General features: G+C 69.1%; 29 protein-coding genes. 14 read left to right on the forward strand and 15 right to left on the reverse strand.

Annotated features, from left to right (window positions below; genetic code table 11):
• Positions 1–45 precede the first annotated feature (45 nt).
• Together ABZ810_RS41750 and ABZ810_RS41755 are read left to right on the forward strand one after the other, a co-directional pair.
• Positions 46–510 (forward strand): hypothetical protein, encoded by a 465-nt coding sequence (locus ABZ810_RS41750; protein WP_358412630.1) that lies wholly within the window; start codon positions 46–48, stop codon positions 508–510.
• A 20-nt stretch (positions 511–530) separates the two neighbouring features.
• Positions 531–1052, forward strand: a complete 522-nt coding sequence (locus tag ABZ810_RS41755; protein ID WP_358412632.1) for a hypothetical protein — start codon at positions 531–533, stop codon at positions 1050–1052.
• Between the two features lie 630 nt (positions 1053–1682).
• Here ABZ810_RS41755 and ABZ810_RS41760 read toward each other — a convergent pair.
• Positions 1683–2102: an SRPBCC family protein gene (locus ABZ810_RS41760; protein ID WP_358412634.1), complete on the reverse strand. Its 420-nt coding sequence runs from the start codon at positions 2100–2102 to the stop codon at positions 1683–1685.
• The gene (locus ABZ810_RS41765) at positions 2099–2407 is read right to left on the reverse strand and encodes a metalloregulator ArsR/SmtB family transcription factor (protein WP_358412636.1); all 309 of its coding nucleotides are present in this window, start codon (positions 2405–2407) and stop codon (positions 2099–2101) included. Before ABZ810_RS41765 ends, ABZ810_RS41760 begins: the two co-directional genes overlap by 4 nt.
• A 52-nt stretch (positions 2408–2459) precedes the next feature.
• Between ABZ810_RS41765 and ABZ810_RS41770 the strand changes: the two genes are divergently transcribed.
• From ABZ810_RS41770 to ABZ810_RS41780, 3 genes are all read left to right on the forward strand, one after another.
• Positions 2460–2882 carry a DUF1579 family protein gene (locus ABZ810_RS41770; protein WP_358412638.1) on the forward strand — a complete coding sequence of 141 codons (423 nt, stop codon included), beginning with the start codon at positions 2460–2462 and terminating at the stop codon, positions 2880–2882.
• A gap of 603 nt (positions 2883–3485) precedes the next feature.
• The gene (locus ABZ810_RS41775; protein ID WP_358412640.1) at positions 3486–3836 is read left to right on the forward strand and encodes a hypothetical protein; all 351 of its coding nucleotides are present in this window, start codon (positions 3486–3488) and stop codon (positions 3834–3836) included.
• A 342-nt stretch (positions 3837–4178) separates the two neighbouring features.
• Positions 4179–4478: a hypothetical protein gene (locus ABZ810_RS41780; RefSeq protein ID WP_358412642.1), complete on the forward strand. Its 300-nt coding sequence runs from the start codon at positions 4179–4181 to the stop codon at positions 4476–4478.
• 351 nt (positions 4479–4829) lie between these two features.
• On the opposite strand, the gene ABZ810_RS41785 is transcribed toward ABZ810_RS41780, so the two are convergent.
• Entirely contained in the window at positions 4830–6122 is a 1293-nt protein-coding gene (locus ABZ810_RS41785) for a DEAD/DEAH box helicase (protein WP_358412644.1), read from the reverse strand.
• Between the two features lie 371 nt (positions 6123–6493).
• A complete protein-coding gene (locus ABZ810_RS41790) occupies positions 6494–6697 on the reverse strand; it encodes a cold-shock protein (protein ID WP_155343844.1) in 204 nt (67 codons plus the stop codon).
• 265 nt (positions 6698–6962) lie between these two features.
• Here ABZ810_RS41790 and ABZ810_RS41795 point away from each other — a divergent pair, with 265 nt between their 5' ends.
• Positions 6963–7184, forward strand: coding sequence for a hypothetical protein (locus tag ABZ810_RS41795; protein WP_358412646.1), 222 nt, complete (start codon positions 6963–6965; stop codon positions 7182–7184).
• 206 nt (positions 7185–7390) lie between these two features.
• On the opposite strand, the gene ABZ810_RS41800 is transcribed toward ABZ810_RS41795, so the two are convergent.
• Complete coding sequence (locus ABZ810_RS41800) at positions 7391–8362, reverse strand: NAD(P)-dependent alcohol dehydrogenase (protein WP_358412648.1); 972 nt, start codon at positions 8360–8362, stop codon at positions 7391–7393.
• Between the two features lie 185 nt (positions 8363–8547).
• Here ABZ810_RS41800 and ABZ810_RS41805 point away from each other — a divergent pair, with 185 nt between their 5' ends.
• A complete protein-coding gene (locus ABZ810_RS41805; RefSeq protein WP_358412650.1) occupies positions 8548–9849 on the forward strand; it encodes a serine hydrolase in 1302 nt (433 codons plus the stop codon).
• A gap of 21 nt (positions 9850–9870) precedes the next feature.
• Here ABZ810_RS41805 and ABZ810_RS41810 read toward each other — a convergent pair whose 3' ends face one another.
• Positions 9871–10008, reverse strand: a complete 138-nt coding sequence (locus ABZ810_RS41810) for a hypothetical protein (RefSeq protein ID WP_358412652.1) — start codon at positions 10006–10008, stop codon at positions 9871–9873.
• 194 nt (positions 10009–10202) lie between these two features.
• On the opposite strand from ABZ810_RS41810, the gene ABZ810_RS41815 reads away from it, so the two are divergent.
• The gene (locus ABZ810_RS41815) at positions 10203–10733 is read left to right on the forward strand and encodes a hypothetical protein (RefSeq protein ID WP_358412654.1); all 531 of its coding nucleotides are present in this window, start codon (positions 10203–10205) and stop codon (positions 10731–10733) included.
• A complete protein-coding gene (locus ABZ810_RS41820; protein WP_358412656.1) occupies positions 10730–11095 on the forward strand; it encodes a hypothetical protein in 366 nt (121 codons plus the stop codon). Before ABZ810_RS41815 ends, ABZ810_RS41820 begins: the two co-directional genes overlap by 4 nt.
• A gap of 130 nt (positions 11096–11225) precedes the next feature.
• Here ABZ810_RS41820 and ABZ810_RS41825 read toward each other — a convergent pair whose 3' ends face one another.
• The 3 genes from ABZ810_RS41825 to ABZ810_RS41835 all read right to left on the reverse strand — a co-directional run bounded on the left by ABZ810_RS41825 (position 11226) and on the right by ABZ810_RS41835 (position 14720).
• Positions 11226–12026 carry an alpha/beta hydrolase gene (locus ABZ810_RS41825; protein WP_358412658.1) on the reverse strand — a complete coding sequence of 267 codons (801 nt, stop codon included), beginning with the start codon at positions 12024–12026 and terminating at the stop codon, positions 11226–11228.
• Between the two features lie 151 nt (positions 12027–12177).
• A complete protein-coding gene (locus ABZ810_RS41830) occupies positions 12178–13260 on the reverse strand; it encodes an endonuclease/exonuclease/phosphatase family protein (protein WP_358412660.1) in 1083 nt (360 codons plus the stop codon).
• Between the two features lie 152 nt (positions 13261–13412).
• Positions 13413–14720 carry an aspartyl protease family protein gene (locus ABZ810_RS41835; protein ID WP_358412662.1) on the reverse strand — a complete coding sequence of 436 codons (1308 nt, stop codon included), beginning with the start codon at positions 14718–14720 and terminating at the stop codon, positions 13413–13415.
• A 243-nt stretch (positions 14721–14963) separates the two neighbouring features.
• Here ABZ810_RS41835 and ABZ810_RS41840 point away from each other — a divergent pair, with 243 nt between their 5' ends.
• Genes ABZ810_RS41840 through ABZ810_RS41850 form a run of 3 tightly spaced genes read left to right on the forward strand, consistent with a single transcriptional unit; the run spans position 14964 to position 16577 of the window.
• On the forward strand, positions 14964–15593 hold the full coding sequence (locus ABZ810_RS41840) for a toll/interleukin-1 receptor domain-containing protein (RefSeq protein ID WP_358412664.1): 630 nt from the start codon (positions 14964–14966) through the stop codon (positions 15591–15593).
• Positions 15594–15612: 19 nt separating this feature from the next.
• Complete coding sequence (locus ABZ810_RS41845) at positions 15613–16296, forward strand: SDR family oxidoreductase (RefSeq protein ID WP_358412666.1); 684 nt, start codon at positions 15613–15615, stop codon at positions 16294–16296.
• Positions 16293–16577, forward strand: coding sequence for a hypothetical protein (locus ABZ810_RS41850; RefSeq protein ID WP_358412668.1), 285 nt, complete (start codon positions 16293–16295; stop codon positions 16575–16577). Before ABZ810_RS41845 ends, ABZ810_RS41850 begins: the two co-directional genes overlap by 4 nt.
• A 106-nt stretch (positions 16578–16683) precedes the next feature.
• Here the strand turns inward: ABZ810_RS41850 and ABZ810_RS41855 are convergent, their stop codons facing one another.
• From ABZ810_RS41855 to ABZ810_RS41880, 6 genes are all read right to left on the reverse strand, one after another.
• A complete protein-coding gene (locus ABZ810_RS41855) occupies positions 16684–17769 on the reverse strand; it encodes a serine hydrolase domain-containing protein (protein ID WP_358412670.1) in 1086 nt (361 codons plus the stop codon).
• The gene (locus tag ABZ810_RS41860) at positions 17769–18197 is read right to left on the reverse strand and encodes a nuclear transport factor 2 family protein (RefSeq protein ID WP_358412672.1); all 429 of its coding nucleotides are present in this window, start codon (positions 18195–18197) and stop codon (positions 17769–17771) included. Before ABZ810_RS41860 ends, ABZ810_RS41855 begins: the two co-directional genes overlap by 1 nt.
• Positions 18194–18640, reverse strand: coding sequence for an SRPBCC domain-containing protein (locus tag ABZ810_RS41865; protein WP_358412674.1), 447 nt, complete (start codon positions 18638–18640; stop codon positions 18194–18196). Before ABZ810_RS41865 ends, ABZ810_RS41860 begins: the two co-directional genes overlap by 4 nt.
• Positions 18637–19005 carry a metalloregulator ArsR/SmtB family transcription factor gene (locus tag ABZ810_RS41870; RefSeq protein ID WP_358412676.1) on the reverse strand — a complete coding sequence of 123 codons (369 nt, stop codon included), beginning with the start codon at positions 19003–19005 and terminating at the stop codon, positions 18637–18639. Before ABZ810_RS41870 ends, ABZ810_RS41865 begins: the two co-directional genes overlap by 4 nt.
• A 448-nt stretch (positions 19006–19453) precedes the next feature.
• A complete protein-coding gene (locus tag ABZ810_RS41875) occupies positions 19454–20461 on the reverse strand; it encodes a hypothetical protein (protein WP_358412678.1) in 1008 nt (335 codons plus the stop codon).
• A 52-nt stretch (positions 20462–20513) separates the two neighbouring features.
• On the reverse strand, positions 20514–21554 hold the full coding sequence (locus ABZ810_RS41880) for a hypothetical protein (RefSeq protein WP_358412680.1): 1041 nt from the start codon (positions 21552–21554) through the stop codon (positions 20514–20516).
• Between the two features lie 211 nt (positions 21555–21765).
• Here ABZ810_RS41880 and ABZ810_RS41885 point away from each other — a divergent pair, with 211 nt between their 5' ends.
• Complete coding sequence (locus ABZ810_RS41885) at positions 21766–23865, forward strand: RNA degradosome polyphosphate kinase (protein WP_358412682.1); 2100 nt, start codon at positions 21766–21768, stop codon at positions 23863–23865.
• 204 nt (positions 23866–24069) lie between these two features.
• Positions 24070–24471, forward strand: coding sequence for a dihydrofolate reductase family protein (locus ABZ810_RS41890; RefSeq protein WP_358412684.1), 402 nt, complete (start codon positions 24070–24072; stop codon positions 24469–24471).
• The last annotated feature ends 116 nt before the right edge of the window (positions 24472–24587 follow it).

A 24587-nucleotide genomic window follows, 5' to 3' on the forward strand; every position in this document is an offset into this window, starting at 1 on the left:
GGGTCTCGCCGTTAGTTGCAGACGCAACTAACGGAGCGTGACGCCATGGAGTGCTACGCAGCCCGCCCCGACACCAGCCCCGGCGCCGACGGGGTCCAGGTCTGCGGAGTGTGCGGTCGCGCGACCGAAGGCGCTGGCGACACCCTCCGCCACGTCGGCGATGCCTTCCGGCCGCCCATCGTCTCCGCCAAGGCCGACATGGCGATGGTTCGTCGCGCACAGGCCGTGATCGAGCGCGTCCCGGACGGCGTTGAATGGGCGCTGGGAGTGACCAACGAGGACAGCGCCCTCGCCGCAGCCCTGGACCTGTACCGCGACGGGATGATCGCTGGGCGGCAGCGCGACGTCCGGCCACGCTCCACGAAGCGCCCGCGACCGAGCCGGCCGGTCGCTGGTGCGCCTGAGAGGGGTGGAACCGAGCTAAATCTCTTCTATGTCGACTACAGAGTTTTGCCGGGGGAGTCCAATATTCGAGACGGTGACGCCTTCTTCATTGAAGTTGTTCCCTAACCTGGTTCCAGGAGTTTACCGTGGCCAATCCGCCTGTCGTGTCCTCAGAGGGCCTGGTGCGTGTGGATCATCACGTCTTCTATCTGCTGGAGCGGGACTCAGGTGGCATGAATTCGCCTGCATCCTTCCTCAACGGCCTCGTGGATTCCGAGGAAGGTATCGTGGCTATCAACACAGGAATTCATTCCGGATCCGTCCGCCTCAGGGTCGAGGTTTGCAACACTGAACCGGCGCTGGAGCCGGCAGGCTGGGAAGATATCGCCGAAGTGTCGGTGTCGCTTGACACGGACATTCTCTTCATCTGCGATTCATCGATGATTTCAAACCCTGACTTCGAGTTCCTCGAGTTTGAATTCAGTGGAGAGTATCGCGTGCGGGCTCACGCCCAAGAAAGAGACGCGGCTGTAGATCTCGTGGTCCACGATGGAGCAGAGCGCCACCTTCTCCAGTTCTGGCCCTCCGTTTCAGCCGATACGGTGGAACACAAGATCAGCAGCCGCTACGGCGCAACTCGTCGACGCCTGGCGAGAGAGCGATCTTGATCCGAGCAACCCATGGCGAGGTAGGCGACGGTTTCCGCCCTCACCATGTGCACGCTGAACGAGCCAGGTAGGAACTGAGGCCATGTTCCCGCCGGGGTGTGTCGTTTCTGATCTGAGCGTGGAGCACGGCCTGAACAACGGAATCCCGCCCTCCTGCCGCCGAAGCGGAGGAGGGCGGGCCTCTTGTTACGACGTTCGGGACGGCCGTGGGCCGATGCTGCGGCTGGGGGGATCTACTCGCGCGCGACCTCGCCAGGGATCACCTTCTGGACCCGCGTGCCGTCCTCAGCTACCGGCCCCGCAGTGAGCGCAGCGCCGTACGTCGCCAGCCGCTCCGGGCTGACGTTGACACCGAGAGAGAGCGCCAGCTGCCCGACCGCGCCGAGGGCGAAGCTGAACCGGCAGGTCCTCGGCGATCTGCTGGACGGCCCGTCCGGCCCGCAGCAGATCGAGCACCTTAGGACGGAACCCGGGGGATAGCTCCTGGGCATGCTGACCTCTCTTGAGGGCCAAGACATGCATGTCAACCAAAGTGGACTCCACGGAAACTGGGGAAGATCAATGCCTCCACGGTTCCAGGGGATTGCCACTTCGTCGGTGGCAGGCCGGGGGCGGAGTGGCAGGGCTGGATCAGGCGGGCTTGGCGCGTTCGGCCGCGTCGGTGAGGTGCCGCAGGACGTGGGTCCAGCCTTCGGCGGTCTCGTCGCCGAGTGAGGGTGGCAGGCCGCTGTGCCGGAGCGTGAGCTTGGTGCCCTCGCCGTCGGGGGCGAGCGTGACCTCGACGAGGGAGGTGCCGGGGGCGATGTCGGGTGCCTCGGGGGCGGGCTCCCAGCCGAAGGTGAACACGATCCGCTCGTAGGGGACGAGTTCGACGAACGTCCCGCGCATCACGGGCCGGGGGCCGTCTGGCATCGCGACGCGCAGGTCGCCGCCGGGCCGCGCGTCGAGGTCGGCCTGGCCCCACCACTGGGCCAGGCGGTCCGGGTCGGTGAAGAATCGCCAGAGGGTCTCCGGGCGGGCCTGGATCCGCATCGTCCGCTCGAATCTCACGATGAGCCTTCCTCTCGTTCGGCGGCGTCCTTCAGCCTGCGCAGGGGGTCGGACCACATCGACTCGAAGAAGACGGCCGCCTCGGCCAGGCCGTCGGGACGCATCCGGTACAGCCGCCGGTTGCCGTCGCGGCGCATGTCCAGGAGCCCGGCGGTGACCAGGATCCGCAGGTGCTGGGAGACCGCGGGGCGGCTGATGCCGGGGAACCGCGCGGCGATGTCGCCGGCCGGCAGCTCCCGGTCGCGGACCAGCACCAGGATCGTGCGACGGGTCGGGTCGGCGACCGCCCGCAACGCCTCGTCCACCGCGCTCTCCTCATGTGTAAGTATTTAAGCAACATCTTACACAGGAGGGCTCATGCCGGAGAACAAGGACCTGGACGTGCTCGTGGGACGGTGGCGGTCGGAGGGCGGGACCACCGACGACCCGCCGGTGCGGATCGCCGGGTGGGACACCTACGAGTGGATGGCGGGGGGATTCTTCCTCGTTCACCGGGTGGACGTGCGGATGGGCGGCGACCGGGTCGAGGCGATCGAGATGATCGGGCCGTACGACCCGGCGACCGGGGGCTACCCCATGCGCTCGTTCGACAACGGGGGCGGGTTCGTCACCATGCACGCGACCGTGGACGAGCGCGGCGTCTGGACGTTCGCCGGCGACGCCGAGCGCGCCACCCTGGTGGTCGGCGGCGACACCATGACCGCGACGTGGGAGCGCACCGACGACGGCGGGGCGACCTGGCGGCATTGGATGGACATGACCTTCACCAGGGAATCCTGACGCCACGGACCCCGGCCACTGGTCGGGGGCCGGGTGCCTGACGTCTGGACACGTGTCCGGTAACCAGCGGAGCGGCCAGGTTCTGGCCGACGAGTCCACTCGGCGGCGGCTCACCGACCGGCAGGCCGACACCTCACCAGTCGGCGGGCGCACCTGGGCCGGGCCATCCCGCTGTTTAAGGCGACGCTTGCCGATCCGGAGTGGTGCTGGGCAGCGACGCTCCCTCTACGCCAAGATCGTGCGTCAGAGCCCGTTGACTGCCCGCCCCGACTGATGATCACCCTCCGGGATTTGAAGACGCCCTCTCAACCAGCTCCACGGGCCCGACGCCGAAACCGACGTCGGGTAACCCCCGGACCTGGCCGCGTGGCGGTGCGTTCCGGCCATCCATCAGCGCGGGGGAGGGGCGCACCCCTGGAAAGCCCGGTTCGCTCAAGGCCCGGCCAGCAGATCCGGGGCGTCGGTGTCGGTCGGTGGGGTCGTGCGGGGGCCGGGGTCTGCAGTGGGTCAGTGGGGTGTCAGGGTGAGTTGGGCTGCGTGGCGTGTTCGCCGACGGCCCAGCAGGCAGCGTGTGGCCGGCAGTTGACGCCGAGCAGGGTGGCGATGTGGTCCAAGCGGGTCCAGGTGCGGCCGCCGTCGAAGCTGATATCGCTGCCGTTGAAGCCGACGGTGACGGCGGTCTCCCGGGTGTGGGGGAGCCAGGCGATGCTGGTGCGTGTCCCGGTCGCGGTGCTCGTTTGGGGCCATGATCGACCGGTGTCGAAGGTGCGGGCGGCGGTGCTGGCAATCCCGGATCTGGGCGGGGCGCCCCCGATCGCCAAGCCGTCGCGACGGTCGCGGAACGACAACGAGAAGATGCCGAACGGGGCACCGGGAATCGGTGTCGTGGCCGCCGTCCATGTCCGGCCTGCGTCTGGTGACGGCCAGGCCGCCGAGCCGCAACGCGCGCCTTGATGGCCTTCCACTCGGTCCGCGTCACCAGCCGCAAAGCAGCAGAGAGGTATGTAGCGGTCCATGGCGAACGCCGAGAAACGGCGGGCGAAGGACAAATCGCACCCGACGAATCGGTTCTGTTCGGCGACTTCGCGCTCGGCTACGTACGTTCGCCGTCGGACGTTCTGTGGTTGGTTTCCCTTGAGGCTCGGCACGGTGAGGGTGCCCGCTGGCCCGATCGGCTGTTCGGGCCGGCGGAGCAGAGTGAGTTGAGGGAGTGATACGAGGGGTTCCCCTCGACGTGTGCGGCCACACCGGCGTAGGGTGTGGCCACACCCCCTGGGAGCGAGAGGTGCCGGCCCCATGAGGCTCGAACTTACCAACCACGAAGCCCTGCATGGGTGGGGCGTCGTCAACAACAGTGCCGATTGGCATGCTCAGCGCAACCGCAAGCCCCCTGCGGCCGAACAGGCGGTCGGAGACATCCTCTTCAGGGCTTACGACTGCCGGACCAGCACCTCGACCACGGTTGAGCTCAGCGACGACGAGCGTGCGAGTCTCGCCCAGCTGGTCAGCGAACACATCGCAGTATGGGTGAAGCGCGGCCAAGACAACGCCGCAACGCCTCATCTGCGTTCGCTGGTCGTGAAGCTGGGCGGCTGACATGCCTACGGCAGGCAGCCCACAACGGAAGTTTCGCCTCGCTGACGATGCCCTGTGGGCCGAGTACGGCCAGGCGTGCCGTGACGTCAACGGCAGCGCGGACCGCAGTGACGACATCCGCAAACACGTCGAGGCCGTCGTCGCCGAATGGAAGAGGCGACGCGAGCAGAGCTGATCTCCGAAGTGGCAGCTCGTCCTCAGGGGCACTTCACTCCAGGGAGCTGTTCTGATCCAGGTTTGCGAGGGTGGCCTGTGCGGCACCTGCGCGGGCCGAGGTGTGGACTCCGGCGCTGGGGCTCCTGGAGGCCGTCAGCGCTCGCGCAGGCGCGCCTGAGGGGTCCGGGACGTCTGTCAGGTGTTCCGTGAGGGTGTTGCACGTCGTGCGGGACGTGCAGAGGAAGCGGAACGATGCCGTTCGACGCTCCTGCTGCGTGTGGCGGGCACCGGGTGGGTGGCGCGGCGTGTCCGCGGGCGGTCCGTCCTCGCGGGGGAGGTTCCGGCGGCGGTGTGGGAAGGGGTACGGGCGCCGGTGATGCGAGCCAGTTCGGTGTCGCCCGGGCGCACGCTGGTGGTGCGCGGAACGATGCCCGCCGTGGTCATCAGGCGGTTCATGTCGCGGCGCTGGGAGGGGAGGACGAGCGTGACCACGGTGCCGGACCGTCCGGCGCGGGCGGTGCGGCCGCCGCGATGGAGGTAGTCCTTGTGGTCGGCGGGCGGGTCGACGTTGACGACGAGGTCCAGGTCGTCGATGTGGATGCCGCGGGCGGCGACGTCGGTGGCGACCAGGACATCGAGGTCTCCCGTGCGGAAGCCGTTCAGGACGCGGTTGCGCTGGGACTGTGACTTGCCGCCGTGCAGCGCGCCGGCGCGGAGACCCTGGGATGCCAGCTTGCGGACGAGCCGGTCGGCGCCGTGTTTCATGGCGACGAACATGAGGACCCTGCCGTCGCGGGCGGCGATGTGCGCGGTGGTGTCGTGCTTGTCGGCGTCGGCGACGTGGAGCAGGTGGTGCTCCATGGTGGTGACAGCTCCGGCCGAAGGGTCGGCCGAGTGGGTCACCGGGTCGCTGAGGAACCGGCGAACCAGGCGGTCGATGTTGCGGTCGAGCGTCGCGGAGAACATCATCTGTTGACCGCCGGGCGCGACCTGCTCGAGGAGACCGGTGACCTGGGGCAGGAAGCCCATGTCTGCCATCTGGTCGGCTTCGTCCAGCACGGTGATCGCCACCTTGTCGAGCCGGCAGTCACCGCGGTCGATCAGGTCCGCGAGGCGGCCCGGCGTGGCGATCAGGACCTCGGTGCCGCGTTTGAGCGCGTTCGCCTGGCGGGGCAATGACATGCCCCCGACCACCGTGGTCAGCCGCAGCTTCACGGCTTCGGCGTACGGGGTGAGCGCGTCGGTGACCTGCTGGGCGAGTTCCCGGGTCGGGACGAGGACCAAGGCGAGAGGACGCCGCGGTTCAGCGCGGCTGCCCGCGGTGCGGGCGAGCAGAGGGAGGCCGAAGGCGAGGGTCTTGCCCGAGCCGGTGCGGCCGCGGCCGAGGACGTCCCGCCCGTTCAAGGCGTTCGGCAGTGTCGCGGCCTGGATGGGGAACGGAGTGGTCATCCCATGACGGGCCAGCGTCGTCAGCAGCGCCGAAGGCATGTCCAGGTCACCGAACGCCGAGATCGGGGGCAGAGGCGGCGTGGATGTCTTCGGAAGCGTGAACTCACCGCTCGGCCGAGTCGGCGACGTACGGTGATCGGTAGTTCGGGACGAACGGCCGCGTACGGGCCGTCGGGTGTTACGGGACATGTCTGTGGAACCTTCCTCGAATCGGCGCGTATCGAGGAGGGCCCCGGGTCACGAAGACGAGCGGAGATTTCTCAAGAACGAACCGGAAGACAGCGGGCGACAGGTATGCGCCCGGCCTGGTGAAATACGGCAACGATCGTGGTGACGTGCCGCCGCATCGGGCGACGTCCGCGACGGGGTGGCTCAATGCCACGCCCGCCGCGACGCCGTCAGCGCGATGCTCAGGCGGGAACGATGTTCTCCGCCTGGGGGCCCTTCTGGCCCTGGGTGACGTCGAACGTCACCTTCTGGCCCTCCTGGAGCTCACGGAAGCCCTGGGCCGCGATGTTGGAGTAGTGAGCGAAAACGTCGGCGCCGCCGCCGTCCTGCTCGATGAAGCCGAAGCCCTTTTCCGCGTTGAACCACTTGACGGTGCCGGTGGCCATGGTGATCTCCTTCTGGTCGGATCCCGGCCTGCACCGTGCAGGACCGGGCGCCGCGATGACCCATCCGGAAGATCCAGAACAACAAAAAGGCGCCTGAGGTAGAGACCGTCAGGCGCGCACAAAATGTCTATGGGAACCGCAACTGGTCCCCAGCATAGCACGCAGGTGGGTGAAGGGGCGGGAATCGCCTGGCGAGCGGTGTGACTTCGCGAAAGACGGAGAGAATTTCGTCGCGACCGCCATCACGGGGCGCATACTGTGAGGAATGAAAACTCCCCGGGCCGCCACGCGGCGGCATCTGCCCACCAGCCCCTTCAAACGCCCGCCCGCCCCGGTCTTCGAGGAGTTCGCGTCGGGTGAGCTGGTCACCCATGACAAGTACGGCCTCGGGCGCGTCCTGAAGGTCGAGCACCAGGCGGTCGTCATCGACTTCGGTCCCCAGAAGATGCGGATCACCGAACCGTACGCCAAACTCTTCAAACTCTGAACTTTCCGCGGAGCCGTCGAACCGACCGGTCGGGCAGACCAGCTCCGCACAGGCGTCCGGTCGCGCCGCAAACCCACCGCGATCAGGCCACGGCCCCACACGATGATGGTCGCGCTGCCGGGAGTGCTTCACCAGCTCTGTCCCTCAAGCAACACGGTCGTCGCCGATGGCGAACGTGTGCCCGGCGGGTGCCATCGGTTGTTCGTTCAGTGTCGCGGCGGGATGGTGATCACGACGTTGCCGATCTTCTGTCCTGTCTCCACGTACCGGTAGGCGTCGACGATCTGGTCCAGCGGGTACTGCCGGTCGATGACCGGTGTGAACGTCCCGGAATCGATCAGCTCCCGCAGCCGGCGCACGATGGCCTGGTCGTCCCGCGGGAACGGGAACTTCACTTTCCTGCCGCGCAGCAGCGGGGTGACCAGGGCCAGGATCGGGTTCTGCGCCCAGGGACCCAGCTCCGAGGACAGGTACACGCCGCCGGGCTTCAGCAGCCGTTTGCAGCGGCTGAACGTGCTCTTGCCCACCGCGTCGAACACCGCGTCGTAGGTCTGCTCGTCCTTGGTGAAGTCCCCGGCGGTGTAGTCGACGACCCGTTCGGCACCCAGATCCTTCACCAGTGACAGGTGCTCCGTGGCGCACACCGCGGTCACGGTGACACCGAGGCTCTTCAACAACTGCACGGCCGCCGAGCCGATCGCACCGGTCGCGCCGTAGACCAGGACGTCCTGACCGGCACGCGTCTCCGCGTGCCTGATGAACGCGAGTGCGTAGTGCGCGCCTTCGGTCCCGCAAGCGGCCTGCTCGAAGGTTGCGCGTGCGGGCACGGTCGCGATCGAACCGTTCTGCGGTACTGACAGGTACTCGGCGTGTGCTCCGAACGCGCCCTCGTTGTACCCGAACACCCGGTCACCGACCGCGAAGGAGGTGACGCCGGAGCCGACCGCCTCGACCACGCCGGCGAACTCGGTCCCCATGATCGTCCGCCGTGGCCGGGTGAGGCCGGTGAGCAATCGCATGAAGAAGGGCTTGGCGGCCCGGTAGGCACAGTCCGTCCGGTTCACCGTTGTCGCATGGACCCGGACGAGCACGTCGCGGTCCCGGACCACCGGCCTGTCCACCTCGCGGATCCGAACGACCTCCGGCGGACCGTACCTGGTATGGACCGCAGCCTTCATGGCGAAACCATAACGCCCGTACTTGTCTGCCGTGACGACGGCACCGCGACACGGCAGGTAGGCGAACCCGTACGGCAGGAGCGCGACGAGTGGCCAGTGACCCAAGATCGTAAAGCCTTGAGCTCGACGTGATCTTCAGTAGAGTCCGTCCGGACGAATCCGGAGAAAAGGATCACGGAGGAAACGTGACTCAGACGGGTGCCAGTCGGCGCGAGTTCGCAAAGCTGCTCGGCGTGGGCGGACTGGTGGCGGCCGCGCCGTCGGTGCTCACCGGATGCTCGGCGGGTGCCACGCAGGTGGCGGGCGTCGCGGCGGCGCGCACCTGGAAGGTGTCCGGCACGGCGGGCGCCGGGCTGGGCGGCTTCGACACGGCGATCAAGAAGCTGATGCAGGACCGGAACATCCCGGCGGGGGCGCTGGCCGTGATGCGGGGCGGCAAGCTCCTCTTGGCGCGCGGCTACACCTGGAGCGACGACACCTCGCTCAGCGCCCGGCCGACGTCGCTGTTCCGCCTCGGCAGCCTCAGCAAGGCGGTCACCGCGACGGCGATCATGCGGCTCGTCCAGGACGGCCGGCTCAGCCTGTCCACGCCGGTCACCTCGCTGCTCGACCTGACGCCGCCGTCCGGTCAGACCGCCGACCCCCGCCTCGCGGACATCACCGTGAAGCGGCTGCTGCAGCACCTCGGCGGCTGGGACCGCGACATCACCCCCGACCCGACGTACCAGGACCGCCTGATCGCGAGCACGCTCGGAGTCTCGCTCCCCGTCAGCAAGGCCGACATGGTCAAGTACGGGGCCGGGCTCAAGCTGAACCACGCGCCCGGCAGCGCCTACGCCTACAGCAACTACGGCTACCTGCTGCTCGGGCAGATCATCGAGAAGGTCTCCGGCCTCTCCTACGCCACCTACGTCCAGCAGAAGGTGTTCGCGCCGCTCGGCATCACCCGCGCACGCCCCGGCAAGTCGCTGAAGGCCGACAAGGCGCCCGGCGAGGTGCCGTACTTCTCGCAGTACACCGGCAAGTCGGTCTTCGACGCCGCCGGGACGACCGTGCCGTCGCCCTACGGCTCGTTCAACGTGGAGAACCGCACGGCGATGGGCGGCTGGCTGGCGTCCGCCGTCGACTACGTCCGATTCACCAAGATCTTCGACCTCGGTACGACCGTGCTCACCCAGGCTTCCGTCGCCCAGATGTTCGCCAAGCCCGAGACCGGCCTGAACGCGAGCGGCTACTACTACGGCTTCGGCTGGAACGTCCGCGACGTCACCGGCGGCAAGAACACCTGGCACGACGGCAGCCTGTCCGGCACCACGACGATCGTGACCCGCCGCTACGACGGTGTCACCTGGGCCGTCCTGTTCGACCAGCGCGACGACCCGTCCGGCCTGACCTACACCTACGCCGACATCAGCGCGCCGCTGCACACCGTTGCCAACAACCTCAAGACCTGGCCCACAACCGACCTGTTCCCCAACTACTTCTGATGTGGCGGGGATCTCGCCTGGTCAGCGGGCTACGGCTTGACGGTAGGGCTGGTGGGTGCTGAGGAGGGCCCGGTGGGTGTCCTCCATGGTGATGACGCCGTCGTCCAGGACCAGGACCCGGTCGGCGGCGTCCAGGAGGGGCGGGCTGGTGGTGATCACGATGGTGGTGTTCGGTCGCTGCTCACGGATGGGGCGGTAGGGCGGGGAGCGGTCGGCCGAGCGGCGATTGATGCTTCAAGAAGTGGCGTGTTCACGCCACCGTCTGTACTGATCCGCGTACGCAAGGTGACTCTGGGTCTCGAACGGTTCTCGGGGCTCCGGTCCAAAGAGCCACCTTCGAGACAGGAGCGCGCATGAGGAACCAACGTCCGTTGACCAGGGCGGCGACCGTGACGGCGGCGGGTCTGCTGACGGCGGTCGCGTTGGGGGCGAGCGGTCAGGCCGCCTCCGCTGTCGCCGGCTCGGCGAGTCGGCCGGCGATCCCGACGCAGGCGGCGGCGACGGGGAACGTCTCGTCGCCCTCGGTCCGCCTGAACTTCCGCGTCCAGGTCGCGCAGTGGGCGCAGCCCTATCTGCGCATCCGCAGCAATCCGGGCTGGCCGGGCGGCCGGCCCGGCGACGTGATCGGCACGATGCGGCCCGGGGCCTCCGCCTCGGCCATCTGCTCGACCCAGGGCGCCGACATGACCGCCTACGGCAGGACCGGCTCGACCTGGGTGAAGATCAGGCTGGGCGTGCCGCCCACCGCCTGGGCGTGGGATGGCGGGCTCAACCCCCACGAGGTCCTTCCCCCGTGCGGCGGATGCGAGCGAAGCAAGACCGACCGCGCGGCCGGGAGCACGGCCGGCCGCACCGACTGCGAAGCCCGCCAGGAGGGCCGATGAACCGCTACCGAACCGGGGCCGGAACGGTGGCGACGCTGGCGCTGCTGGCCGTGATGCCGCCCGTGGCCGCGTTCGCCGAGTCCCCGGCCCGCGTCCGCGCGGACCGGGTCACCGTCGGCGACTGGGCCCGGCCCCTGCACGTGCGGGCCGACCCGGGGGCGCCGGGCGTCCCGCCCGGCAAGATCCTCGGCTCGATCATGCCGCCCGCGGAGGCCAGCGCCCTGTGCCACATCACCGACGGAGCGCAGATCACCTCCTGGGGCCGGACCAGGTCGGACTGGGTCAAGATCCGGTACGGCTGGGAAGGGCACGCGTGGTTGTGGGGCGGCGGCCTGAACCCCTACTCGCTCCGTGAATGCTGAGCACCAGAGGTCAGAAGCCCTCACCTTCGAACTGGCCGTCGAGGCCGCCGGTCATCAGGACGACAGAGTCTCGGTCAGCCCTGCTCGCTGGGTTTGAGTTTCCTCCGGTGCGGTGAACGCGCCGGGGGCCTCATAGGTGAGGTTCAGCGCTTTGGTCGGCCTGCCGCCATAGCGTCCGCAGCGCGTCGTTGACCGGGACGGGTTGCTGGACCTGCGGGTAGTAGCCGGGCACCTTCAGGGACCGGGCGCCGATCCGGTCGGCGATGAACTCCGCGGCGGCGATCAGCGGCTCGCCCGCGTACCGGCGGTAGAGCTCGGGGGCGTCCTCCCAGGTGCCCGAGATCATCAGCTTGGGCCAGGGCGCGGTGGCGAGCGGGTCCAGCGGGATGTCGGCGTCCCAGCAGGGCCGCTCGCGCATCGCGGTGCGCACCGCCCGCAGACGTTCCAGCGTGGCGTCCGGCACGGGCATTCCGATGCCTTCGGTGGACGCTCGCAAGTACTCCTGCGGGGTCATCTCCGGCGGCAGTTCGGCGGTGCCGGCGCGAGCACGTTCCAGTGCCTGGTCCACCACCGGATGCCCGGCCGCGGGCCGCAGGGTGCCGGGCTGGATCAGCGTCAGCGACCGCACCAGGTCGGGACGGCGCACGGCGGCCAGCATCGCGCCCGCGCCGCCGTACGAATGTCCCACCAGGTGGGCGCCGTCCCCGAGCAGGGTGATGATGTCGCCGGCGTCCACCTCGTAGTCGCCGCCCTCGATGTCCGGGCTCGCCCCGTGACCGCGCCGGTCCATCATGACCAGCCGGAACTCGTCCGCCAGCGGTCGCTGGCCGCCGAACCCGTACAGCTCGTCGGTGCCCCAACTGAAGATCCCATGCACGAACACCGCCGAAGCCGCGCCGTCTCCCCACACCGTCGCCCGCACGTCCGCCATGGACACCTCCCCATCGTCGTCGGACCCCAGTTCATCATGATCAACGAGCAGTGGCGGCGGGCCACCGCCTCACCACCCTGCCGGCGAACGCTTCCCCGGGGCGACCACAACCGTGGCCGGGGCGGGCTTTGGTCGCGGTGCGGCGCGGGGTTCACCAGCTGATTCGGGCCGCGACCGGGCGGTGGTCGCTGCCGGTGGCGGGCAACACCCATGAGCTCTGCGGCTTCACGCCTTTGACCAGGATCTGGTCGATCCGTACCACCGGGAACTTCGCGGGCCAGCTGAAGCCGAAGCCCTCCCCGGCCGCGTCCTGGACCGAGCGCAGCCGCGAGGTGATGCCGGCGAACGCGCGATCGTCCATGGTGCCGTTCAGATCGCCGAGCAGCACCACCCGCTCGTTCTGCTCGGCGGCGATGGCCTCGCCGAGCGCCTGCGCGCCCCTGTCCCGATGGACCGTCCCGAAGCCGGCCCTGGGGTTCACCCGTACGGACCCCAGGTGCGCCGCGTACACCGCCAGCGGCCCCTGGCCGGTGGCCACCGTGGTGCGCAGCCCCCGGGCGTAGGCCGTCTTGAGCGCGGCCGGTTTGGCGTCGCCGAGCGGCCCGGTGTCCATCTTGATGTCGACCATCCGGGTGTCGGCCAGCGGCAGCCTGCTCCACAACCCGACCGTGCCCTGCACCGCGTGGAACGGGTAGGCCTTCGCCAGCTCCCGCTCGTAGGTGCCCAGGTCCTGCTGGGTCAGCTCCTGCAGAGCCAGCACCTCCGCGCCGGAGGCGGCCAGCTCGCGGGCGGTGCCGGCCGGGTCGGGGTTGTCGGCGCCGACGTTGTGGCCGACCACGGTGAGGTCGCCGCCCGGGTGGGACCTGTCGCCGAACTGCCCGCCGAAGACGTTCAGCCACACCATGACCGGCAGCAGCAGCGCGGTCACCGCGGAGGCGGAGCGCCGCCACAACGCCCCCGCCAGCAGGACGGGGATGAACAGGCCGAACCACGGCAGGAAGGTCTCCACCAGGCTGCCGAGGTTCCAGATCCCGTTCGGGATCATCGCGTGCAGCAGCATGAGCAGGCCGAGCAGCAGCGCCAGCGCCGCGAGGACGAGGCCGCGCTTCCAGGGCTCCGGCCGCGAGCCCCTGTGGATCGCCCGGCGGATGCCCGCGCGCCGGGTCCCGGCGCCGGTATCCCCGCCGCCAACGGCGGCGGCCTCTTCGGTCTCCGCCGTGTCCACCTGCGCCATCGTTCGTCCTCTCGCCGTGCCGGTCACTGCTGCTTCCTCGGATCCTGGGTGGGTCGGTGTACAGACGCGGGCGACGAAGGACGTCTGACGCGTCCTTGCGTGGGAGCGGGCAGCTTTCTGATGGCTTCCGTGACGCCCGTGCAGTCGAACGGTCAGGTGGCCTTGCCGCGGGCGATGTAGAGGTTCATGCCGGTGAAGTCGAGGGTGACGTTGTAGGGCTTGTGGAAGCAGTGGGAGAAGGCGGCCGGCGCGTCGAACCCGAAAGGAGCGAGCGCGGCGTTCGGGTTCGCCTCGCAATAGACCTCCTTGGCGACGGCGTCGCCGAGGCGGATCTCTTTCGGATAGCAGGGGTAGGTGACGGCCGGATGGCTCTGGGCGAAGGTCCCGATCGGACGGTCGTAGTCGGTGCGGATCCGCAACTGCTCGGCCGTTTCCCCGAACACGACAGCGGCGCTCTCGCCGCCCTTCCCACCGAGGTTGACGCCCACCACTCGCGGGCCGGAGCCGGCGATGCCGCCCCTGCTGTGCACATATTGCTCACGGGCCAGCCACAGCGGCAGGGGCTCGACGCCCGCCCGTGCGGCGTCGGCGCGTACCTTCCTGGCCGTTCCGGGTGTGCGGGGGCGCAGGATCAGCGAGCGGCCCGCGTAGTCGAACGTGGTCAGCAGGTGGTAGAAGACCCACGTGCCGATCATGCCGTCGCTGTCGGTGTCGGTGTCGTCGCCCGACTCCGTCGACGACCAGCCCACGGGGACGTTGCGCAGTTCGATGCCGCCCAGCTTGAACGAGTCGAGCACCCCGTAGTGGGCCCATATGGTGCCGCCCTCGTACTCGATCTTCTGGCTGGCGACGGGGCTCAGCCCGGCCTCCTTGGCCACCGACGCGCGCATGCTCAGGTTCGGGGCGCCGGTGTAGAACGTGAAGCGCTTCGGCGGTCCGCCGTTGACCGAGACCTCCACCAGCGGCATCGGGTCCATCTGCTGGAAGGGCACCCGCGCGATGTCGCCGTGGACCTGATACGCCTCGCCGCGGATCGCCGCGAACCATGTCGCGTAGGCTTCCTCGCCGATTGATCGCCAGTGCGGTGCGGACAGGGCGAATTTGTCCTGCCTGATGTAGCAGTCGGCCAGGAAGTAGTTGGCGTCCTTGTCGTCGGGGGCCAGCCGGAGGGCCATGGTGAGATACTTTTCGGCGTCGGGGAACTGGTTGGCCAGCAGCCCGACATGGCCGCGCCGGCGGGCCGCGTGCAGGTTCGCGGGATCCGTTTTCAGGATCTCCTCATAGGCGCGGCCGGCCTGCTCGAACTTCCCGGCCTTGAACAGCGCGTCCGCGTCCGCGTCACCGACGCCGGCCCGCGCCGTGGCCGCCTTGCCCAGCAGCGGCGTGGCCGCGGCGGCACCGGCCACCACGGCGGCGCCCCGCAACACCGACCGCCGGCCCCAATTCCCGTCATCAGCCACGGCCGTCCCCCTGTGTTTCGTGATCGCTTCCGCCCGCAACCTTTCTAGCCAACGGACGGTCACAGCCCGGTGCCCAGACCTGTGACCCGGCTGTGACCCGGTCCTGCAGCCAGGAGCCGGGCCGGCTCCGAGCCATTCATCACGGATCTCGACCTGCTCCGAGGCTCTACCGTTGGGCGGCCGCGTGAGATGGAATGGGACGTCGATCCGAGGAAGAGATCGGAGTAATCGGTGGCTCCGCGCGTGTTCGTCTCCTACGCCCAGCACGAGGGGCACAGCCAGGTGGTGCGTGACTTCTGGGAGTTCCTCCGAAGCAACGACATCGATGCGCGGCTGGACCTGTCCGCCGCTGCTCGGCGCCAAGACTGGGCGTTGTGGATGGGCGAGCAGATCCGTGAGGCCGACGTCGTGCTGTGCGTGGCCTCCAAGCTCTATAGAGAACGGGCGGAGGGCCGTACCGGGCCAGATGCGGGCAGGGGAGTGCAGTGGGAGGCGCGACTGATCCGTGACGCCTTCTATGCCGGTCAGGACGATCTGCAGAGATTCGTGCCCGTCGTCCTGGAAACTGATCATGGCGGAGTGGGCGGCAGGCCACTATCAGACGATGGCGAACCTCCTGCAGAACATCTCAGACTTCGTCTCGCCCGCGAATTGATCAGGCGGGCGCCGGCCACCTTCACCAGGTCACTGGACGCGGCGGTCCAGATCGTCGGTCCGGCTGGCGGGCAGATACGACTCGCGGGCCGGCGGCACCCGCCCGCGCTCGGCCGCATGGTGAGCCGATTCCAACGTGATCGGTGCTGGGCACAGGCCGGTTACGGGCCGCGTTTCCCGGCCGTCCGCCTCTGGTGCCGCTCAACCGTGCCGCGCTGATCAGCTCGTTTGGAGCAGTATGAGGATTGTCATCGCCGGAGGCCACGGCAAGGTCGCCCTCCGGCTGACCCGGCTCCTGGCCGGACGCGGCGATGCCGTCGTGGGCATCGTGCGCGACCCCGGCCACGCCGGCGATGTCAGACAGGCCGGCGGTGACGCCGTGGTGCTCGACCTGGAGCGCGCCACCGTCGATGAGGTGGCCGCCGTCCTGGTCGGCGCCGACGCCGCCGTCTTCTCGGCCGGCTCGGGCAAGAGCGCCACCGCCGTACGCCGGGACAAGGTGGACCGGGCCGCCCCCGTGCTGGTCATGGACGCGGCCGAACAAGCAGGTGTGCGACGGTTCCTGCACGTCAGCTCCATCAACGTGGGCTGTGCCGACAACCCCGACATCGGCGAAGGGTACGCCGCTTACTTGCGGGCCAAGCGCGCTGCCGAACAGCACATCATGGCCCGTGATGGGCTCGGCTGGACGCTGCTGAGGCCCGGCGTGCTCACCGACGAACCCGGCGCCGGTACCGTCCAGCTCACCGCCGGGCATCCGGCCGGCAGCGCGGTCGCCAGGTTCGACCAGGTCTCCAGGGACGATGTGGCCGCCGTGCTCGTCGCGCTCCTCGACCGGCCGGACACCGCAGGCCGCGCCTACGTGTTGGTCGGCGGCGAGACCCCCATCGACCAGGCCCTGACCAGTGAGCGCTTCCCGTGACGACAGCCATCGGCGGCACCGCGAGCAAGGAACGGTTCCTCGAACATGGCGGGCGGGGGCCGGGGCGATATGACGATGTTCCGCCCCGGCCTGGCCTGGGTGCGGAACATCGTTCGGGCGGCGGGCGCGAGATCCATACCGTCCGGCGCTTGAACCGAGCCGCCACCCGCGTGAACGAATCATCCAGACCGGCTTGCAGCGCGTTCGCGGTGACGCGTTCCGCCGTGGCCATCGCGGCCAACCGTTCGATCTTCAGTTTCGACGGACCTGAAGCCTTGTAGCGGTGGCAGCCCTATCAACTGCCGGCCACGTGGGCCCATGCTCACCTGTCAACGGTGTCCCGTGGTGTGGTGGCAGTCATCAAGATCACCATCTGCGGCGGGAGTGCTAGGCGGGCAGGCCGACCTTGGCGGTCACGAGGTCCGAGAGGCGCTGCGCGGTGGTGAAGCCGGAGGTGAGGCGGGTCTTGGTGATGGCGAACGATGTGCCGGTGGCGGGGTCGGCGTAGGCGTAGCCGCCGCCTCCGCCGGGCCAGCCGAACGTGGTCGGCTGCTCGTCCGGCAGGGCACCGATGCGGCCGAGCGGGTAGCCCAGCGCCAGCCGGGCGGGGTTGCCGAACACCTGGTCGGTTCCCTCGAAGGCGAGGGCGGACAGCTCCGCCAGCTGGTCCGCGGAGATCAGTCGGCCGTCCAGGATCGCCGCGTACACGGTCGCGATCCCCCGTGCGGTGAAGGTGCCCACCGACGGGACGTCGGACCGGAGGAGGTCGGGGCTGTTGCCCATCGACGCCCGGGGTTGCCGTTCCCACGGCGCAAGGATGTTGTCGTGCGCGAGCGGCTCGGGGGGATGCGGTTCGGCGTCCTCCAGCCGGGCTAGGCGGGCGAGCTCGGTGGGGGGCACGGCAAAGTACAGCTCGCCGGCGATTCCGAGAGGCTCGGCGACCCAGTCGTGCAAGAGCCGTCGCATCGGTTGCCCGGTGACCCGCCGCGCGATCTCGCCGACCAGGAACCCGAAGGTGTAGGAGTGGTACCCGGTCCGGGCGCCGGGCCGCCACCGCGGCTCGGCCCCGGCGATCGCCGCGCAGACGCGTGGCCGGTCGGCCAGGTCGGTGGGGCCGAGGCCGTCGGGCATCGCAGGCAGCCCCACCGTGTGCGTCAGCACGTGTCGCAGGGTCGCGGTCTCCTTGCCGCGCACCCCGAACTCCGGCCACACCTCCGCCACCGGCGTGTCGTAGCCGATCAGGCCGTTCCTGACCAGCAGGTGGGCGATCAACGCGGCCACGCCCTTGGCGGTGGAGAAGCCGAAGAACGGGGTCTGCGGGGTCACCGGCCGTCCGGTGGTGGCGTCGGCGACGCCGGCGACCGCGTCGACGATCCGGTCCCCCCGGTGGTGGACGGCGACCTGCAGGCCGGTCTCCGCCCCGGTGGCGACCAGTTGGTCGAGGACGTCCTGGACCCGGCGCTGGAGGGTCATCAGAGCTCACCGCGCAGCACGGCCCGGCCGGAGTCGGCGTCGAACGGCACCGACGCGTGCTCGTGGACGATCGTCCAGCCGCCGTCATGCCGGCGGAGGCAGCTCGTCGCGCGCACCCACATGCCGACCTCGGTGCCGTCCCGCATCGTGCCGCTGATCCGGACCAGGAAGTGGCAGAACGCGAGATCGGCTCCGGCGGTGATCTCCAGGTCGCGGATCTCGTGTCCGATCCCGGTGCCGTACAACGCGACCCAGTTCTCCAGCCGGCCGGTCGGGTCCTCGCCGCGGCGGACGAACGGGCCGACCGCGTCGTACAGCACGAGGTCGTCGTCGTACCCGGCGGCCGCGGTGGCGGCGTCCCGGCGGCCGAGCGCCCAGGTGCGGGTCTCCAGCAGCTCGCGGATCTGCCGTTCCCCGTCCGCCGTCATCGCGGGGCCACCAGACGGCCGAGGGCGTCCAGCCAGTCGCCGGTGCCCTGCTCGCGCCACTCGGGCTGTTCCCGGTCGTCCAGGAAGGTGCCCTGTTCGGTGAGCACCAGGCGGGTCCCGGCGTCGTCGCGGACGAACTGCACGGTGGTCAGCGACACGGTCGACAGGACCTCGTCGGTGTACAGGGCCGTGGTGTAGACGATGCGCTCGTCGGGGACGATGTCGCGGTACTCGCTCCTCGCGACGAGGCCGGCCCCGTCGCCGCCGCCGTGCACGGCTTCGGTGCCGCCGACCCGGAAGTCCAGCGAGTAGCGGCCGTCCTCGGCCGCGAACCACTTCGCCTTCGTGTCGCGGTCGGACCAGGCCGCGAAAACCGTGGCGGGCGAGGCGGCGTAGCTCCGCTCCAGCGTGAACGTGCTGTGCTTCACCGAGTGGTCGGTCATGATCGTGACTCCTTCGTCTGGTCGTCCTGCTGGTCATCCGTCTGGTCGTCGAGGACCGCTCCGAGGCGGTCCAGGCGGTGCTCCCACGCCGTGCGCTGGCGCCGCAGCCACTCTTCGGCGTTGCGGAGGCCGGCCGGATCGATCTGGCAGGTGCGGACCCGCCCGACCTTCTCCGACCGCACCAACTCGCTGTCCTCCAGCACCCGCAGGTGCTGGACCATCGCGGCGACGGTCACGCCGAGCATGGCCGCCAGCTCGCTCACGCTGGCCGGGCCTCGGGTCAGGCGCTCGATCACCGCTCGCCGGTTGGCGTCCGCGAGCGCGTGGAACACCTGGTCGGCGCCCTCCGACTCATACTTAAGCATGCACTTAACTTTAGTCGCCGGGCTCGAAAAGTCAAGTGGTGACTTAAGCTTTTGCCTCCAAGATCTCCAAGTGCGGCTGGAGCACTGGACGCGCTCATGTGGGTGAGCTTCGGCGGTGGTGGTGCGGAGGCTGCGTCGGCGTGACCGCAGGGGAGTGGTTCGGGGCGCGGGGCCGGCCGTGTCAGGTTTGCTGTGAGGGGGAGTCGGGCCGGTCGGGTGCGGGGGCCCAGGCTTGTGGGGTGAGGCGTTCCAGATGTGCGGCGATTGCGCGGGACCGGCGTGCCAGGTTGGAGTGGCCGGGGGCGCCGCTCCGGACTTCCACGCTGATCCCGTTGCCGAGGGTGGCGTCGATGATCAGCCGGTCGGCCACCGGGAGTTGCGCACGGTAGGTGGTGGCGTCGGTGGAGTTCGGGTCGCGGCCATCATGGTCGAAGTGGTCGGCCTGGCTTCAGGCGCCGGGGTGGGTGCGGGGGAGGCCCAGCTTCGGCAGGTCGAGATGGAAGCCGCGCCCGCGGCCGACCGTGGTTCCGCTGTAGACGAGGTCGGCCGGATCGATGCCCAGACTCTGCAGTTCCTCGACGAGGATGCGGGCGGCCGTTCTGGCATGCGCGGCGTCGTCCATGGCATTGGGAAAACGGCGTTGCCAGAGCGAGTGTGAGAGCTCCCAGCCGTTCTGCGCCAGCCGGGCGGGGGCGGCCAGATCCGGGTAGTGCACGTAGCCGGTGGCCTCGACGACGAGACTCAGATTCTGGCTCCAGCATTGGACGAAGCGCATGGGGTCGCGGGCCGACCCCAGGTGCATGATGAACCTGCCAGGGAAGAACGGGATGTCGTAGTTGAGAGAGCGCAACGCCCTGTACAGGTGCTTCTGTATCTCATCCCAGCCGGGGAGGGCGCGGGCAGGCGCAGCGGGCAGGTCGGCCGGGTCGGCTGCGCGCCAGGAGCCGCGGGAGTCGCCGCGGCCACCGGCGTCGGCATCGGCGTCGGTGGGCACCAGTTCGAGGCTCACCTCGCCTTCGTCATGCAGGTGCACGACGAAGCTGGTGCCGGGGCGCCGCCACAACATCCACGGGCCCGTGTCACCACCCCACGACGTCGGCGGGCCGAGTTCCTCCTCCATGACCCACCAGGCGGCCCGGACATGGCCGGCGGCGGTCGAGACGTCGTCGGCGGGCATGTCGACGACGCGTACGTTCAGCCTGCGGACCTGCTCGGGGGTCGAGGCATCGGCGATCACGGTGGCGTATCCGCCCCAGGGGCCCTTCCGGGCAACGAACCGGCGCCAGATCTGGCCCGCGACCTCCGTGGGCTCCCGGAGTTCCCAGCCCGGCGCCGAAATGGCGCGTTCGAACTCCGCGAGGCTCCAACCGCCCAGATCCAGATGGACGACCTGCTTCACCAGCTCACGGAAGATGTCGACGTCGAGCCAGTCGCCGCGGGGAATCTCGTTCTTCATTCGGCGAACAATAGCGATCTTCGGGGGCAAGGGGATGTGAAATTCGCCTCGCTCAGGTAGATGGTCGAGGAGTGGCTTCGAGGCGGGTGCGTAGTGCGGCCACCTGCTGTCGGAGGCGGTGCGAGTTCTGCAGGGAGATGAAATCGGCGTTCCAGGCAGCGTGTCCGCCGGCGAAGAGAGGCTCGCCTTCCGAAGAACGGCCGGTGAGCTCCGACCCCGTTCTGCATCGCACGGCCAGGCGAAGGTCTATCTCGTCCTCGGCCAGGTCGACCACGGACTGGGTGTCATCGTCATAGGCGAAGGAGAAGGTGCTGATGACGAGTTCGTGATCGTAATAGTGGACAAGCCGAGTCTCCGCCGGAACCTCAGTGGCGTCGGAGGTGGGCCCATATGCGTCGACGAACCGGCGAAGCCCCTGGTGCGTCAGAGGGAGGAGGCGGACGGGAAACCCCGCGACGGGCTCGCAGATCGACCTTTCCGTCCGGAGGGAGACTAACCATCGGTCGTCGGCCTCGTCATGGTGGAAGCCCAGCCTGAGCGGGTCGTCGCCGCCCTCGGCGCGGAAGGCGAACTCTGTCACCGGCACCGTTCCGCCGGACGGTTCGGGGAGGTCGAGGCCATCGATACGCGCGCGCAACGCACGCAATCTGCCGAGCAGCCGGTCGCGATTCTGAGTGGACTCGAAACGGCAACCTGGCGCGATGGAAACCGCTCGCGCATCCGGCCGGTAAAGCGGTCTTCCCTTCCCGTCGTACCCGGCCAGGTCCTGGCGGAAATCGACGTCCAGGTCGACGGCCAGCCATACCGACCCGGCGTCGTCCAGGAGTGGTTCCGCCAGCACCGAACCACTGACATAGCCGTCGTCGAAGAACTGCGCCGGGTCCGCGAACACCCCTGCCTTGAGCACGCTGAGGCATGCCTGAATAAACCGCTGGATTTCCTGTGGCCGGACCGCCGCCCGCCAGACCGGCCAGAATTCAACGAACCATTCGTCCTCAAGAAGGTCCTGATAAAAACGCAGGCAGTAGCCAGGGTCCCCGGCCTGGAACCCGTCGATCTCGGTGACGAGAACAGCCGTCTCGTTCAGTTCCATTCGCGCGGTCGACCAGCCGTCTCGTCAGGGGAAGGCCCACGTTCGGGACGGAGCCTCACCGCTGGGTCACCTCCAGATCCTCCCCGCACATGCCCGGACATCCCGAACCTCAAACAGACACCATCGTACTCTAGGGGTTCGCCCAGGAACGTCGGCCGGGCACGGGCGGTTGCGGGCACATGTCGCCCGTCATTTTGGAGAAGATCCAGGTATGGACGTCTCCACCGCCGTGCCGCCACAGGACGAACCGACCTCTTCCCCGGGCGGTGAGCTGCCCGCGGACCGCTTTCTCGAACGGGAGGAGAGCTGGCTCCGCTTCAACCAGCGGGTCCTGGAGCTCGCCGAGGACACCGAGGTCCCGTTGCTGGAACGGCTCAGGTTCCTGGCGATCTTCTCCAGCAACCTGGACGAGTTCTTCAGCGTGCGCGTCGCGGGCAGCGTCCGGAAGCTGGCCGCGGGGATCGCCGACGACCCCCACAGCGCCAGGTCCACCGAACAGGTGCTGGAACGCCTCAACCAGGTCGTCGCCGAACTGGTGGAACGGCAGAGCCGGTGCCTGTCCGAAAGCGTCGGACCCGCGCTGGCGGACGAGGGCATCGAGGTCCTGCGCTGGAACGACCTCACCGCCGAGGAGCACCACCGGCTGGGCCGCCTGTTCGAGGAGCAGATCAACCCCGTCCTCACTCCGCTGGTCATCGACCAGGCGCATCCGTTCCCGCACGTGTCGGGGTTGTCGCTGAACCTGGCGGTGCTGGCCCGCGACCCCGCCGACGGCGCCGAGAAGCTCAGCCGGGTCAAGATGCCCCCCACCCTGCCGCGGTTCGTCCAGGCGTCCCCGGGCCGTTTCGCGCTGCTCGAAGAGGTGATCGCCGGACATCTGGACGAGCTGTTCACCGGGATGGAGATCCTGGAGACGCACGCCTTCCGGGTGACCCGCAACGCCGATCTGGACGTCGACGAGGAGATCACCGAAGACCTCCTCCAAGCGCTGGAACGCGAACTCTCCCGGCGCCGGTTCGGCATGGTGGTGCGGCTGGAGGTGGAGAAGACCATCAGCGCGCGCGTGCTCGAGCAGCTCACCGAAGAGTTCGAGATGGAAGGCGAGCACGTGTACCGGCTGCCGGGGCCGCTGGACCTGGCCGGCCTCAACGAGATCGCCGATCTGGATCGCCCGGAGCTGAAGTTCGCGCCGCTGGAGCCCGGCGGCCACGTTCTGCCCGCCGGAGGCCAGAGCTTCGCCGTGATCGGCGACGGCGACGTCCTCGTCCACCATCCCTACCAGTCGTTCGGCCGCAGCGTGCAGCGTTTCATCCAGCAGGCCTGCGCCGACCCCGCCGTGCGGACGATCAAGCAGACCCTGTACCGCACCAGTGGTGACTCGCCCATCGTGGACGCGCTCATCGAGGCCGCCGAGGCCGGCAAGCAGGTCGTCGTCCTGATGGAGATCAAGGCCCGGTTCGACGAGGCCGCCAACATCGCCTGGGCCCACAAGCTCAGCCGCGCCGGCTGCCACGTCGTGTTCGGCTTCGTTGACCTCAAGACCCACTGCAAGCTGTCACTGGTGGTCCGCGAGGAAGCCGACGGATCCCTGCGCCGCTACTGCCACATCGGCACCGGAAACTACAATTCCTCCACCGCCCGGCTGTACGAGGACCTGGGGCTCTTCACCTGCGACCCCGACATCGGCGCGGACGTGGCGGCGCTCTTCAACCACCTCACCGGCTTCTCCCGCCCCTCCGGCTACCGGCGTCTGCTGGTGTCGCCGCACACCGCCCGTCCCGGCCTGCTCGACCGCATCCAGGCCGAGATCGACCATCACCGCGCGGGACGTTCCGCCGGCATCGCCTTCAAGTGCAACTCCCTGGAGGACGAACAGACCATCGACGCCCTCTACCGCGCCTCCCAGGCGGGTGTCCCCATCCGGCTGTGGATCCGTGGAATCTGCCGGCTGCGGCCCGGCGTCGCCGGGCTGTCGGAGACGATCCGCGTGCACAGCGTCCTGGGGCGCTTCCTGGAACACTCCCGCGTCTACGCCTTCGGCAACGGCGGCGACCAGGAGGTGTGGATCGGCAGCGCCGACCTGATGCACCGCAACCTCGACCGCCGTGTCGAAGCCCTGGTCCCGGTCACCGACCCGCCGGCCCGGCGCTACCTGACCGACCTGCTGGACCTCGCCGCCGACGACGACTGCCGCGCCTGGTCACTGGATTCGGACGGTACCTGGCGGCGGCACACGGGACCCGGCTCCTTCGACATCCAGCAGCGCCTCATCGGCCTGCACCATACCTCCACCCCAGACCCCCAGCCCTAGCCCGACCGCCTCGGGAGGCCGACCGCCGACCGCCTGCCCGTTCCGCGGGCGATCACGCTGAACGGCGGCGGCCTGATCCGAACACACGCGGCCGCCTTCCGGCATCGGAAACCGGACCTCCCGCCGCGGCGAAGATTGGCCCTTCATGATCCCCGAGAGTGCCGGGAAGATCGTTCTCTCTGAACGAACCGGAAGGGGCCGGCCATGGCAAAGATCGTCAACTCCACCTTCGTATCGCTCGACGGCGTGGTGAACCACATGGAGAAGTGGCATTTCGACTACCTCAGCGACCAGGGCGACCAGCTCGCGCCGGCCCAGCTCGAGGAGGCCGACGCGATGCTCATGGGACGCGACACCTACGAGGTGTACGCCGGCGCCTGGCCGTCGCGTGACGGGGACTACGCCGACCGGATCAACGCGATACCGAAGTACGTCGCGTCCTCCACGCTCAGCGACCCCACCTGGCACGGCACGCAGGTACTCGCGGGCGTCGGCGACGAGAACGACGTCCTGTTCGAGGCCGGACTCCACACGCGGCTCGAGACGTTCAACGTGCAGGCCTTCGACAACGGCGTGGTGGTGCTCTCGTTCCGCAAGCCGACATGATTCCGGTCGGTGATGCCGCAGGGTCGCGATCTCTACGGTTCGGACCGTTCGCCCTTCAGCGCGTGGGCCACGGCTGAGGCGCTGCGGCGGCTGACGATGCCGGCGCACCGCTCCAG

The sequence above is a fragment of the Spirillospora sp. NPDC047279 genome (assembly GCF_040643285.1).
GTDB lineage: Bacteria > Actinomycetota > Actinomycetes > Streptosporangiales > Streptosporangiaceae > Spirillospora.

Coding starts and splice junctions, on each gene's coding strand:
- ABZ810_RS41880 (WP_358412680.1), bottom strand. CDS start 21,554: ATGGAACTGAACGAGACGGCTGTTCTCGTCACCGAGATCGACGGGTTC.
- ABZ810_RS41845 (WP_358412666.1), top strand. CDS start 15,613: ATGAGGATTGTCATCGCCGGAGGCCACGGCAAGGTCGCCCTCCGGCTG.
- ABZ810_RS41860 (WP_358412672.1), bottom strand. CDS start 18,197: ATGACGGCGGACGGGGAACGGCAGATCCGCGAGCTGCTGGAGACCCGC.
- ABZ810_RS41750 (WP_358412630.1), top strand. CDS start 46: ATGGAGTGCTACGCAGCCCGCCCCGACACCAGCCCCGGCGCCGACGGG.
- ABZ810_RS41865 (WP_358412674.1), bottom strand. CDS start 18,640: ATGACCGACCACTCGGTGAAGCACAGCACGTTCACGCTGGAGCGGAGC.
- ABZ810_RS41870 (WP_358412676.1), bottom strand. CDS start 19,005: ATGCTTAAGTATGAGTCGGAGGGCGCCGACCAGGTGTTCCACGCGCTC.
- ABZ810_RS41885 (WP_358412682.1), top strand. CDS start 21,766: ATGGACGTCTCCACCGCCGTGCCGCCACAGGACGAACCGACCTCTTCC.
- ABZ810_RS41890 (WP_358412684.1), top strand. CDS start 24,070: ATGGCAAAGATCGTCAACTCCACCTTCGTATCGCTCGACGGCGTGGTG.
- ABZ810_RS41825 (WP_358412658.1), bottom strand. CDS start 12,026: ATGGCGGACGTGCGGGCGACGGTGTGGGGAGACGGCGCGGCTTCGGCG.
- ABZ810_RS41795 (WP_358412646.1), top strand. CDS start 6,963: ATGAAAACTCCCCGGGCCGCCACGCGGCGGCATCTGCCCACCAGCCCC.
- ABZ810_RS41800 (WP_358412648.1), bottom strand. CDS start 8,362: ATGAAGGCTGCGGTCCATACCAGGTACGGTCCGCCGGAGGTCGTTCGG.
- ABZ810_RS41875 (WP_358412678.1), bottom strand. CDS start 20,461: ATGAAGAACGAGATTCCCCGCGGCGACTGGCTCGACGTCGACATCTTC.
- ABZ810_RS41770 (WP_358412638.1), top strand. CDS start 2,460: ATGCCGGAGAACAAGGACCTGGACGTGCTCGTGGGACGGTGGCGGTCG.
- ABZ810_RS41790 (WP_155343844.1), bottom strand. CDS start 6,697: ATGGCCACCGGCACCGTCAAGTGGTTCAACGCGGAAAAGGGCTTCGGC.
- ABZ810_RS41830 (WP_358412660.1), bottom strand. CDS start 13,260: ATGGCGCAGGTGGACACGGCGGAGACCGAAGAGGCCGCCGCCGTTGGC.
- ABZ810_RS41820 (WP_358412656.1), top strand. CDS start 10,730: ATGAACCGCTACCGAACCGGGGCCGGAACGGTGGCGACGCTGGCGCTG.
- ABZ810_RS41815 (WP_358412654.1), top strand. CDS start 10,203: ATGAGGAACCAACGTCCGTTGACCAGGGCGGCGACCGTGACGGCGGCG.
- ABZ810_RS41785 (WP_358412644.1), bottom strand. CDS start 6,122: ATGCCTTCGGCGCTGCTGACGACGCTGGCCCGTCATGGGATGACCACT.
- ABZ810_RS41780 (WP_358412642.1), top strand. CDS start 4,179: ATGAGGCTCGAACTTACCAACCACGAAGCCCTGCATGGGTGGGGCGTC.
- ABZ810_RS41775 (WP_358412640.1), top strand. CDS start 3,486: ATGTGGTCCAAGCGGGTCCAGGTGCGGCCGCCGTCGAAGCTGATATCG.
- ABZ810_RS41855 (WP_358412670.1), bottom strand. CDS start 17,769: ATGACCCTCCAGCGCCGGGTCCAGGACGTCCTCGACCAACTGGTCGCC.